This is a genomic window from Burkholderia sp. E168m22 (assembly GCF_001319805.1).
Lineage (GTDB): Bacteria > Pseudomonadota > Gammaproteobacteria > Burkholderiales > Burkholderiaceae > Burkholderia > Burkholderia orbicola.
Window position 1 is genome coordinate 48,738 of record NZ_BBSK01000073.1, and the last position, 12,859, is coordinate 61,596.

At 71.7% G+C, this 12,859-nt stretch carries 4 protein-coding genes and 1 pseudogene; all 5 read left to right on the top strand.

Features of this window, described 5'->3' with window-relative positions; genetic code table 11:
* Positions 1 to 40 precede the first annotated feature (40 nt).
* Positions 41 to 4,414: a non-ribosomal peptide synthetase gene (locus tag AP428_RS17250; protein WP_011547172.1), complete on the top strand. Its 4,374-nt coding sequence runs from the start codon at positions 41 to 43 to the stop codon at positions 4,412 to 4,414.
* Positions 4,411 to 9,888 carry a non-ribosomal peptide synthetase gene (locus AP428_RS17255; RefSeq protein WP_011547173.1) on the top strand — a complete coding sequence of 1,826 codons (5,478 nt, stop codon included), beginning with the start codon at positions 4,411 to 4,413 and terminating at the stop codon, positions 9,886 to 9,888. The genes AP428_RS17250 and AP428_RS17255 overlap by 4 nt, the downstream gene beginning before the upstream one ends.
* Positions 9,885 to 10,937: a Gfo/Idh/MocA family oxidoreductase gene (locus AP428_RS17260; protein ID WP_011547174.1), complete on the top strand. Its 1,053-nt coding sequence runs from the start codon at positions 9,885 to 9,887 to the stop codon at positions 10,935 to 10,937. The genes AP428_RS17255 and AP428_RS17260 overlap by 4 nt, the downstream gene beginning before the upstream one ends.
* Entirely contained in the window at positions 10,934 to 12,658 is a 1,725-nt protein-coding gene (locus AP428_RS17265) for an ABC transporter ATP-binding protein (RefSeq protein ID WP_011547175.1), read from the top strand. The genes AP428_RS17260 and AP428_RS17265 overlap by 4 nt, the downstream gene beginning before the upstream one ends.
* Positions 12,658 to 12,859, top strand: a pseudogene (locus AP428_RS17270) (ABC transporter ATP-binding protein); the annotation flags it as partial. The gene AP428_RS17265 and the pseudogene AP428_RS17270, both read left to right, overlap by 1 nt.

Sequence of the window (12,859 nt, forward strand, 5' to 3'; positions counted from 1 at the left end):
GCGCGGAACCGCCGTCGAACGACCCATACAAGGCGTGCCCATGAGCCAGACCGTTGTCGATTCCACTACCGACCATTCCGATCCTTCCTGTTGTTCTCCCACTGAATTTCGCGCGCGGCTCGTTGCGCTGATCGCCGAGCTGCTCGACGAATCCGTCGACGAGATCGCGTCGCTCGACGATGACGAGGACCTGCTGAGCTGCGGCCTCGATTCGATCCGGCTGATGTATCTGCAGACCCGCGTGAACCGGCTCGGCCATGCGCTGACGTTCGATGCGCTCGCGCGCACGCCGACGCTCGGCGCGTGGACCGCGTTGCTCGCGAATGCGCCGCGTGTCGCGCGGGCGGACGCCGTCGGCGCGGCCGAAGAAGTCGACGTGCATGCGCCGTTCGAGTTGTCCGCGGTGCAGCAGGCGTACTGGCTCGGCCGCGGCGACGGCGAAGTGCTCGGCAACGTGAGCTGCCACGCGTTTCTCGAATTCCGCAGCCGCGCGATTGACCCCGTTCGTCTCGACACGGCATGCCGGCGCGTGCGCGAGCGTCATCCGATGCTGCGCGCGCGTTTCGACGGCGGTCGTCAGCAGATCCTCGCCGAATCGGACGCGCCGGTGTTCGCGCACGCGGACTGGCGCGACCGGACGGCGGCCGATGCGGAAACCGAATGGGCGTCGCTGCGCGCGTTCCGCTCGCACGAATGTCTCGACGTCGAGCACGCGCAGGTGTTCATGATGGGGCTCGTGCAGATGCCTGGCGGCGAGGATCGCGTGTGGCTCAGCGTCGACCTGCTCGCGGCCGACGTGGACAGCGTGCGGCTGCTGATGCAGGAGATCGGCGTCGCGTATGCCGAGCCGTCGGCGCTGCCGGCTGCGCCGTCGACGTGGTTCCCGGCCTGGCTCGCGCGTCGCGCGGCCGAGACGCGCGATGCGCGGGCCGCGGCGCGTGACGCCTGGCAGGCACGGCTTGCGACGTTGCCGGAAGGGCCGGCGCTGCCGCTCGCCCGCGCGCCGGAAACGATCCGCTCGCCGCGTTTCAGCCGCGTGGCGCACAAGCTGAGCACGGATGAGTTGACGCGCCTGCAGGCGCGCGCCGCGCAGCATGGCATCACGCTGTCGTCGGTGTTCGGCGCGGCGTTCGCGGCCGTGCTCGCGCGCTGGAGCGGCCGGCCGGCATTCCTGCTCAACGTGCCGCTGTTCGACCGGCACGGCGATGCGCCCGATCTGGGCCGCGTGATCGCCGATTTCACGACGCTGTTGCTCGTCGAATGCGACGTGCGTGCCGATGCGAGCGCGGCCGACGCGGTGCGCGCGTTCCAGCAGCGGCTGCATGGTGCGATCGCGCAGGCCGCGTATCCGGCGCTCGACGTGCTGCGCGATGCGCGTCGGCAGGGCACGCCGCGCGCGGCGCCGGTCGTGTTCTCGTGCAATCTCGGTGACGAATCGTTCGTGCCCGATGCGTTCGCGCAGGTGTTCGGCGATCTGCACGACATGATTTCGCAGACGCCGCAGGTATGGCTCGACCATCAGCTCTATCGCGTGCCGGGCGGGGCGCTGCTCGCGTGGGACAGCGTCGACGGGCTGTTCCCGGACGGAATGATCGACGCGATGTTCGGCGCGTATGTCGCGTTCGTGCAGGCGCTGTGCGATCGCGACTGGCGGCTGCCGATCGCGGTCGAGTTGCCGTCCGCGCAGCGACGCGTGCGCGATACGCTCAATGCGTTGCCGGCTCCCGGCCGCGCGCGCACGCTGCATCACGATTTCTTCGCGCTGGCCGCACGCGAGCCGGCCGCCGTGGCGGTGCGATGCGGCGATCGCGCGGTGACGCGCGGCGAACTGGCCGCGCAGGCGCTCGCGATCGCGGGCGGCTTGCGCGCGGCCGGGATCGGGCACGGCGATGCCGTCGAGATCAGTTTGCCGCGCGGGCCCGAGCAGGTCGCGGCGGTATTCGGCGTGCTGGCGGCCGGCGCGTGCTACGTGCCGCTCGACATCGCGCAGCCGGTCGCGCGCAAGGCGCTGATCGAGCGCGCGGCGGGCGTGAAGGCCGTGATCGGCGACACCGCGTGCGCGGGCGGGCCGCTGCCGCATGTCGGTATCGCCGCGCTGTCGCGGCATGCGCCGCTGGCCGCGCCGCTCGAGGTCGCGCCGCAGGCGACCGCTTACGTGATCTACACGTCCGGTTCGACGGGCGTGCCGAAGGGCGTCGAGATGACCCACGCGGCGGCGATCAACACGATCGATGCGATCGATGCGCTGCTCGGTATGCGCGCGGACGACCGGCTGCTCGCGGTATCGGCGCTCGATTTCGATCTGTCGGTGTACGACCTGTTCGGCGCGCTGGGCGCCGGTGCGCAACTCGTGCTGCCGACGCAGGACGAAGCGCGCGATGCGGCGCGCTGGATCGAACTGATCGCGCAGCATCGCGTGACGCTGTGGAACTCGGCGCCCGCGCTGCTGGAAATGGCGCTGGCCGTGCCGGCGGCGAGCGGCGCGTGCCGCAGCGTGCGTGCGGCGCTGCTGTCCGGCGACTGGATCGCGCTCGACCTGCCGGCGCGCCTGCGCGCGCGCTGCGGCGATGCCTGTGCGTTCCACGCGCTCGGCGGCGCGACCGAGGCCGGGATCTGGTCGAACGTGCAGACGGTGCGCGACGTGCCGCCGCACTGGCGTTCGATTCCGTACGGCCGGCCGTTGCCGGGGCAGGCGTATCGCGTCGTCGATGGCGACGGCCGCGATGTGCCCGATTACGTGCCGGGCGAATTGCTGATCGGGGGCGACAGTCTCGCACGCGGCTACCGGAACGATCCCGAGCTGACCGCGCAGCGCTTCGTGCAGCACGCGTCCGGCCGCTGGTATCGCACCGGCGATCGTGGCCGCTACTGGCCGGACGGGACGCTCGAATTCCTCGGGCGCGAGGATCGGCAGGTGAAGGTGCGCGGTCACCGGATCGAGCTCGGCGAGATCGAGGCGGCGCTGGCCGCGCATCCGTTGATCGATGGTGCGTGTGCGAGTGTCGTCCACGGCGAGGCCGCGCGCATCGTCGCGGCGTTCGTGCCGAACGATTGTGCAGCAGCGGACACCGCGCCGGCATCGCTTGCGACCGCCGACATGGCCGACACGATGCCGGCGGAAGCGGCCGTCGCGCACGCCGTGGCCGGGCGGCTGCTCGACGGCGACGCGGGCCTGCCGCCGTCGCTGCGTGCGCACTGGCACGCGCCGCGAGACGCATCGATCGCCCTCGTCGATGCGCTCGGTCACCTCGCCTGGCAGGCGACCGATCTCGACGATCTGACGGCCGCGCTGCGCGCGCTCGCCGCCGATCCGGATACCGCCGCGCAACGCGTACTGCTGGACCCGTGCGTGGCGCCGCTCGCGTTCGCGACACGTTTGCCGGACGGTGTTCGTGCGCTGCGCGAATTCGCCGCCGCGCTGGACGCGCAGGCCGCGGCACACACAGGTGCGCTGCGCGTCGCGGTGCTCGATGCCCGCGCGGGCCAGGCGCTCGATGCGGGGCTCGGCGTGCTCGACGATCCGCGCTTCGACGTGACGCTGTTCGACGTGTCGCCGGGCCTGCTGCACAACGCGCAGGCACGCTTCACGCGAACGATGCCGGCGCTTCAGGCGATGCAGGACGGCTTGCTGCCCGCACGTCATCTCGGCGCATTCGACTGCGTGATCAGTTTCGCGGCGGCCCACCTGCGCGACGATCCGCGCGACACCTTCCGGATCGCGGCCGCGCTGCTCGCGCGGGACGGCCGCCTGCTGCTCGCCGACGTGCTGCGCGACTCGCCGCTGCGCGAACTCGTCGCGAGCGTCGCGGGCGATGCGTCGCTGCCGCGGCCGTTCGCGCACGATGCGCTGGCGGCGGCCGCCCACGCGTGCGGCTTTGCGCTCGATGCGCGCAGCTGGCGCTCGGCGGCATTCGCCTGCATCGATGCGCGCCGGGTCGGCGAGCCGATCGAACAGGCGGCGCTCGCGGACTGGTTGCGCGACCGGTTGCCCGACGCGATGCGTCCCGATGCGCTGTGGTGCGTGCTGCGCTGGCCGCTCAACGCGAACGGCAAGCTCGATCGCCGGGCGGTCGGGGATGCACTCGCGCGCGCACTCGGCGACGCACCGGCCGCGCACGACGCGTTCGTGCCGGCCGGCGAACGGCACGCGATATTGCTGGCCTGTTGGGAGCAGGCGCTCGGCCGCGCGGCGAACGCGCGTGACGCGACGTTCTTCGCGCTCGGCGGCGACAGCCTGCTCGCGACCCGCCTGCTCGCGCAACTGCGCGAGCGGCTCGGCGTGCGGATCGGGATGGCCGCGTTCTACCGGCAGCCGACGCTCGCTGGCCTCGCGGCGCAGCTCGACGAATTGACACCGGCGGCGCCCGCCGACGGCGATGCGTCGGTCGCGACGATCGAGGAGGGCGTGCTGTGAACTTCGACGACGTGCTCGATCTCTGCCGCGAACGCCAGATCGAACTGTGGTGCGACGACGGCGGCCAGTTGCGCTATCGCGCGCCGGCCGGCGCGCTCGATGCGGATCTCGCCGCGCGCATCAAGGCCGAACGCGACGCGTTCGTCCGTTTCCTTCAGGGCGGAGCATGGCGCAGCGATCCGGCGCATCAGTACGAACGATTCGCGCTGACGCCGGTACAGGCCGCGTACGTGCTCGGCCGCCACGAATCGTTCGAGTTCGGCGGCAGCGCGTGCCATCTGTACGTCGAATACGACGAGCCGAAGGATCTCGACTGCGTGCGCTTCGAAGCCGCGTGGAATGCGTGCGTCGCGCGCCATCCGATGCTGCGCGCGATCGTCGAGGACAACGCATGGCAACGCGTGCTGCCCGACGTGCCGTGGCAGCCGCTCACCGTGCACGACTTGCGCGAGGCCGACGCGAACGCATTCGACGCCCACCTGAACCGCGTGCGCGAGCGCCTCGATCATGCGGTGCATGCGCTCGACCGCTGGCCGGTGCTGCAGCCGGAAGTGAGTCTCGGCCCGGATGGCGCGGTGCTGCACCTGTCCGTGGATTTCACGCTGATCGACTACGCGAGCCTGCAATTGCTGCTCGCCGAATGGCGGCGCCGTTACGACGATCCGCAATGGCAGCCCGCGCCGCTCGATGCGACGTTTCGCGACTATGTGCTGCATGAAGCGCAGGCCGAGACGCGCGCCGAGCATGCGCGCGACAAGGCGTGGTGGCTCGCTCGCCTCGACGACCTGCCCGCGCGTCCCGATCTGCCGGTCGTACCCGCGATGCGCACCGACGGGCGGCCGCGCTTCACGCACCGGCATGCGCGGCTCGACCGCGCGCAATGGGCCGCGCTGAGCGGCCACGCGAGCCGTTTCGGATTGAGCGCGGCGAGCGTCGCGCTGGCCGCGTTCGCCGAGGTGGTCGGCCGCTGGAGCCAGACGCCGGCGTTCTGCCTGAACCTGACGGTATTGAACCGTCCGCCCGTGCATCCGCGCATCGATGCGGTGCTCGGCGATTTCACCGCGCTGAGCCTGCTCGCCGTCGACGCGACGCACGGGCGCGATTTCGTCGAACGTGCCCGCACGATCGGCGCGCGGATGTTCGACGATCTCGATCATCGCGCCTTCACCGGCGTCGACGTGATGCGCGAACTCGCGCGGCGGCGCGGCAAGGACGCGGCGCTGATGCCGGTGGTGTTCACGAGCGGGATCGGCAGCGTGGGGCGCCTGCTCGGCGAGCAGGCGACGCGCGCCGAACCGCCGCGCACCATGATCAGCCAGACGCCGCAGGTATGGCTCGATTGCCAGGTGACCGACCAGTTCGGCGGACTGGAAATCGGCTGGGACGTGCGCGACGACCTGTTTCCGGACGGCATGCCGGCCGCGATGTTCGACGCGTATGTCGCGCTGCTGGGCCGGCTGGCCGACGATGCCGAATGGTGGTCGCGTGACGGTGACATCGTGCTGCCGTCCGCGACGCCCGTCGCCGACGCGCATCCGGATGCCGATACGCATATCGCGGCCGGTTTCGCCGCGCAGGCGTTGCGCACGCCCGATGCGCCGGTCGTGATCGACGCGCTGGGTGCGCGCACGTACCGCGAGGTCGCGCAACAGGCGGCGGCGCTGCGTACCGCGCTCGAACAGGCCGGCGTCGGCGTGGGCGATACCGTCGCGGTGCTGATGCCGAAGTGCGCGCATCAGCTCGCGGCCGTGCTCGCGATCGTCCAGGCAGCCGCCGCGTACGTCCCGGTCGACAGCCGTCAGCCGGCGCTGCGGCAACAGGCCATTCTGCGCAATGCGCGAGTGCGTGCGGTCGTCAGCGTGCAGGCGCTCGCATTCGAAAACGAAGGTTGCGTGCGCATCGATATCGATGCGTTGCCGCGCGATCCGCAATGGCCGCCGCGCGCCGCGTGCGACATCGCCCCCGATGCGTTGGCTTACGTGATCTACACATCGGGTTCCACCGGCGAGCCGAAGGGCGTGATGCTGAGCCATGCGGCGGTGTGCAACACGCTCGCCGACATCAGCGCGCGGCATGCGGTCGGTGCGGGCGACGTGGTGCTGGGGCTGGCCGAACTGAGCTTCGACCTGTCCGTCTACGACTTTTTCGGCGCGACCGCGCGCGGCGCGTGCATCGTGCTGCCCGATCCGGCGCGCGGCAACGATCCGTCGCACTGGGCCGAACTGATGGCGCGCCATCGCGTGACGTTGTGGAACTCGGTGCCCGCCCAGGGGCAGATGCTGATCGACTACCTCGAAGGCGAACCGGCGCTCGACGTGCCGGGCCCGCGGCGCGTGCTGTGGTCGGGCGACTGGATTCCGGTGACGCTGCCGGCCCGCTGGTGGCAGCGCTGGCCCGATAGCGCGCTGTTCAGCCTCGGGGGCGCGACCGAAGCGTCGATCTGGTCGATCGAGCATCCGATCCGTCCGGAAGACACGCAGCTCGCGAGCATTCCGTACGGCCGCGCGCTGACCGGGCAGACGATGGAAGTGCTCGATGCACTCGGCCGGCCGTGTCCGCCGGGCGTGCGCGGCGAGATCCATATCGGCGGCGTCGGGCTCGCGACGGGCTACGCGAACGATCCGGTGCGGACGGCCGAACGCTTCATCCGTCATGCGGACGGGCGCAGGCTTTACCGCACCGGCGATCTCGGGCGCGTGCGCGCCGACGGCTCGCTCGAATTCCTCGGCCGGCAGGACGATCAGGTGAAGATCCGCGGCTACCGGATCGAGCTGGCCGAGGTCGATGCGGCGCTGACCGCGCATCCGCTCGTCGGCGCGGCGGCGACGATCGTGCTCGGCGAGGGCGCGGAGCGCCGGCTCGCGAGCTTCGTGTCGCTGCAGAGTGCGGAAGCGCCTGCGTCGGCGCGAGACGACGCGCTGCGTGACCTGACGACGCAGGTGCGCACGGCATTCGACACCGCACGCTGGCCCGCGCAGGTAGACGTGGCGCGTTCGGTCGCGCAGCTCGAAACGGCGTGCGTGGCGTCGCTCGCCGCGTGGATCGTTCCGGCCGGCGGTTTGACGACCGATGCTTCGACCGGTTTCGCGACCTTGTGCGAGCGGCTGCGTGTGCCGGCGGCACGACGGCATTTGCTGCGCCACTGGCTCGCGATGCTCGTCGCGCACGGCGTGCTGGAGGCGGATGCCGAAGACGGCTGGCGCATGCGGCCGCGCGCGAGCCTGGCCGATGCGCATGCGTGCTGGGACGCATTCGCGCAACACGCGTCGCCCGAGCTGTGGCCGGCCGTGCTCGTGGACTACTTCCGCACCAGCGCCGGATGCCTCGACGCGCAGATCTCCGGCAGCGTGTCGCCGGCCGGCCTGATGTTCCCGGAAGGGGCTTCGCATATCGCCGAAGCGATGTACAGCGACGGCGAACATGCCCGCGCGCTGCATCGCGGGATGGCGCAGGCCGTGCGCGCCGTCGTCGCACGCGAACCGCAGCGCTCGTGGCGCATTCTCGAAATCGGCGCGGGCACGGCCGCCGCGACGCGTGCGATCGTCGACGCGCTCGCGCCGCTGGTCGAAGCCGGCACGCGCATCGATTACCTGTTCAGCGACGTGTCGAGCTACTTCCTCGCCGCCGCACGCGAGCGTTTCGCCGCGTATCCGTGGATGCGCTTCGTGCGCTTCGACATGAACGCGCCGTGCGACGCGCAGGGCATTGCGCCGCATTCGGTCGACCTGACGATCAGCTCCGGCGCGCTGAACAATGCGCGTGATACGGTCGCGCTGATCGCGGGCTTGCGTGCGCTGTCGGCTGCCGATGCGTGGTGGGTGATCCAGGAACTGACGGCCGAGCATCCGGAAATCAGCATCAGCCAGGGGCTGATGATGGAGACGCCGGACGACGCGCGCGCCGCATCGGCGCGGTTGTTCGTGCCGCACGCGCAATGGCTCGAATGGCTGCAGGCGGAAGCGGGCGATCGCGCGCTCGGTTGTGTCGCGCCCGACACGCCGCTCGCCGCGCTCGGCTACGACATCCTGCTGGCTCACGTGAAGCGCGGCGCTGCACGCATCGCGCCGGATACGCTGCTGTCGTTCGTGGCCGAGCGCGTGCCGAACTACATGGTGCCGTCGCAACTGCGCGTGCTCGAACGCTTGCCGGTGACCGCGAACGGCAAGATCGACCGCCGCACGCTGGCCGGCATCGCCGATATCCGCGAACCGGCGCCGGCCGTGGTGCGAGCGGTGCCCGCACAGGCAGCCGATCCGCTGCTCGCGCGGTTGATCGGCTTGTGGGAAACCGTGCTCGATACGCGCAACGTGTCGCCGGATCAGGACTTCTTCGCTGCGGGCGGCGATTCGCTGCTGATCGCGCAGCTCGTGTCGCGGCTGCGCGGCGAGGAGCCGCTCGCGCATGCGCATCCGTTCGACCGGCTGCTGCGCTGGGTGCTCGCGCAGCCGACGCCCGCCGCGTTCGCGCAATGCCTGCGCGACGCGAGCGAGCAGCCGGCGAGCGCGACGCCGACGGCCGCGCCCGCCGCGTCGCGCACGCTGCCTGCATCGGCGGTCGTCCATGCGCCGGCGCCGCGCGTGCGAGCCGGCGTGCGGCCGATTCCGCTCGCGCCGGGCGACGGCGTGCCGCGCGTGATCGTGCACGAAGGGCTCGGCACCGTGCATGCGTACCGTCCGGTGCTGCCCGCGCTGGCGCGGCTCGGCCCGGTGCTCGGCTTCGCGGTGCGCGACGCGCAGGACTATCTCGACCTGCCGGTGCGCCACCTGAACGCGACGCTGGGCCGGCGTTACGCGGATGCGCTGTGGCGCAACGGCGTGCGCGAGGTCGACGTGCTGGGCTACTGCTCGGGCGGGCTGATCGCGCTCGAAATGGCGAAGTCGCTGGTGCAGCTCGGCGTCGCGGTGCGCACGCTCGACATCGTGTCGAGCTACCGGATTCCGTATCTGATCGAGGACGAACGGCTCGTGCTGTTCAACTTCGCGGCGACGCTCGGGCTGCCGCTCGATGCGCTCGGCTTTCCGGAAACGTACGTGCTGGCCGATGCGCTCGCCGACGCATTGAAGGCCGACCCTACGCGGCTCGCGCCCGGCAGCCTGCAGGCGCAGCTCGAGATCTTCGGCGATCGCTGCGAGCCGCTCGACGGGCTGCGTCGCCGCGTGCTCCGCGCGGCTGCCGGCCTGTCGCTGCAGGACGCGCTCGCGCATCCGCTGCTCGACGAGCGCGAGCGGCTCTACCGGCTCTTCATGCATTCGGTGCAGGCGTCCCACTGGGCCGGCGATGCGCCGTATGCGGGCGCGCTGCGGCTGTTCGTGCCGGAGCGCTGCAATCCGCTGATTCCGCAGCAGCGCGCGGCGCTCACCGATTACTGGACGGCGCAGGCGCTCGGCGGCATCACGGCCGTCGATATCCCCGGCGGTCATTTCGACTGCCTGAACGCCGCGTTCGTCGACACCCGCCTGAAGGAGGCACGATGAAGGTCCATCCGCTGCCGGTCGTCGTGGCCGGCTCCCGTTTCGGTCAGTTCTATGCGGCGGGCCTCGCGGCGTCCGGTTCGTATCACGTCGCCGGCATCCTCGGGCAAGGCAGTGCGCGCACGGCCGCATTGGCCGCACGCGTCGGTGCGCCGGTGTTCGACCGCGTCGACGCGTTGCCGGACGACGTGCGCATCGCGTGCGTCGCCGTCGGCGGCGCGGCGCGCGGCGCGCAAGGCGCCGCGCTCGCGTGCCGGCTGCTCGAACGCGGCATCGACGTCGTGATCGAGCATCCGCTGCTGCCCGACGAATGGGCCAGCGTGCTGCGCACCGCGTCGCGCCACGGCCGCCGCTGCCTGCTCAACAGCTTCTATCCGAACCTGCCGGTCGTCGCGCGCTTCATCGCGGTCGCACGGCGGCTGCGCGAGACGAGCGCGCCGGTGCATGCGGACGTGGTGTGCTCGGTGCAGGCGAGCTACGCAGCGCTCGACGTGCTCGCGGCGGCGTTGCAGGGTGTCGGGCCGTGGTCGGTCGAACCGATCGGGCCGGCGCTGTCGTCGATGCGCGAATGCGCGATGGTGCTCGCCGAAACGCCGGTGTCGCTGCGCGTGCACAACGAGATGGCGGCGGCCGACGACGGCCGGATGAGCGTGCTGTTCGGCATCACGCTGACGACCGACGCCGGCACGTGGACGCTCGCGTCGCCGCACGGCCCGCTGTGGTGGGCGCCCGCGCTGCGCGAGCCGGCGCTGGACGAGGACGGCCTGTTCCCGATCTTCGGCGAGGCGGCCGGCGACGACCTGCCGAGCATCCAGATCTGCGACGACGCACAGGAAACCTGGGGCGAGATTCACGCGCGCTGCTGGCCGCAGGCGGCCGTGCGCGCGGTCGACCGGCTCGTGTCCGGCGAAGGGCTGCACGCATGCAACCAGCGCAGCATCGACGTGGCGCGCGTCTGGCAGCAGTTGACCGCGCAACTCGGTTTTCCGGCGCAGCCGCCGGGCGATGCGCGCGCGGCAACGCTCGGCATGCTGCTGGAGCGTGCCGCATGAAGGGGCCGTTGCTTTCGATGTTGCGACCGTTCGCGGTGCCGCTCGTCGCGGCGGTGGCGTTGCAGGCGCTGGCCGGCGTCGCGTCGCTCGTGCCGTGGCTCGCGCTCGCGCATTTCGCCGACGCATGGCGCGTCGCGCCACAGCTCGACGCGGCGGCGCGCGGCTGGCTCGTCGCCGCCGTGGCGGCCGGCGCATTTTGGCTGGGCGGCCAGACGGTCGCACTGCACCTGACGCACCGCGTCGACGCCGATCTCGGCGACCGTCTGCGCAAGCGCCTTGCCGATCATCTGCAGCGTTTGCCGCTCGGCTGGTTCGCGCGTGCGGGCAGCGACCGTGTCGCGCGCCACGTCGATCAGGACGTGCGCGCGCTGCATCAGCTCGTCGCGCATGCGCCGGCCGATCTCACGCAGCTCGTCGTCGTGCCGTGCGCGGCGCTCGCGTGCCTGCTTTATCTGAATCCCGTGCTGCTCGCGTTCGCGCTCGTGCCGCTCGTCGCCGGTGCGGCGCTGTTCCGCTGGATGCGCTCGGCACGCTTCGCGCCGGCCTTCGCCGCACGCAACGCGGCGCTCGAACGGCTGATGGGCGACTATGCGCAGCTCGCGCAGAACCCGGCGCTGGTGCGGCAGTATCCGGGCGCCGGCATCGAGGCGGCCGCGCTGGCGTCGGCCGGACATTTCTCGCACGCGTTCGCGGCGTGGGTCGGCCGCATCGGCGGTCTCGGCGCGTGCACGCAGGTGCTGCTCGGCACGCCGTTCCTGCTCGCGTGGGTCGTGTGCGGCGCGACGTGGCTGACGGCCGGGCAGTTGCCGGTCGGCACGCTGTGCGCGTTCGCGTTGCTGATCTGGGCGATCGCGGCGCCGGTGCGTGCGCTCGGTCATGGCGCCGATGCGTTGCGCGACGCGCACGCGGCCGCCGCGCGGCTCGATGCGTTGCTCGTGCAGCCGGGCTTGCAGGAACCCGCCGACGGCGCGGCACAGGCGCCGCGCGATGCATCGATCGAACTGCGCGGCGTGCAGGTCGACATCGACGGCGAGCCGATCCTGCGCGACCTCGACGCGACGATCGCGGCCGGCACGACCACCGCGATCGTCGGGCCGTCGGGCGCGGGCAAGAGCACGCTGCTGATGCTGCTCGCGCGCTTCATGGACCCGGATCGCGGCACGGTGCGGCTCGGCGGCGCCGATCTGCGGCTGCTCGCGTCGGACACGCGCCGCGAACAGGTCGCGATGGTGTTCCAGCAGGCCACCGCGCTCGACGATGTGTCGATTGCCGCGAACATCGCGCTGTACCGGCCCGATGCCGATCGCGACGCGATTCGCGCCGCCGCGCGCGCGGCCTGTCTCGACGAGCGCATCGACGCATTGCCGGGCGGCTACGACTGCGTGTGCGGGCGCGACGTGCGGCTGTCCGGCGGCGAACTGCAGCGATTGTCGATCGCGCGTGCGCTGCTGTCGCGCGCGCCGTTGCTGTTGCTCGACGAACCGGCGTCGGCGCTCGATCCGCAAACCGGACGCGCGTTGCGCAACGCGCTGCGCGCCGACATGCGTACCCGTGTGATCGTCAGCCACGATCTCGATGCGATCCGGCACGCGGACCAGATCCTCGTGATGGAGCGCGGCCGCATCGTCGAACGCGGTACGCACGCGGCGCTGCTGGCCGCGCACGGGCTGTATGCGCGGCTCTGGCGCGAACGCAGCGCCGCAGGCGGGGAGGCCGCATGATGACGACATCGCTCAAACGTTTGCAGTGCCTGCCGAGCGACACGCGCCGCGCGCTGTTGCGCGGGCTGGGCTGGGCGGTGGCCGCCGCGTTGCTCGACGGCGCGTGCGGGCTGCTGCTCGTGCCGCTGATCCGCGCCTGGTTCGCCGGTGCGCAGGCGGCCGCGCTGCGCTGGACGGCCGTGCTCGGTGTGCTGACGCTGT

Bases quoted from the DNA above. Each gene is read 5' to 3' on its own strand.
- AP428_RS17250 (WP_011547172.1), top strand. From the start codon at position 41: ATGAGCCAGACCGTTGTCGATTCCACTACCGACCATTCCGATCCTTCC.
- AP428_RS17260 (WP_011547174.1), top strand. From the start codon at position 9,885: ATGAAGGTCCATCCGCTGCCGGTCGTCGTGGCCGGCTCCCGTTTCGGT.
- AP428_RS17265 (WP_011547175.1), top strand. From the start codon at position 10,934: ATGAAGGGGCCGTTGCTTTCGATGTTGCGACCGTTCGCGGTGCCGCTC.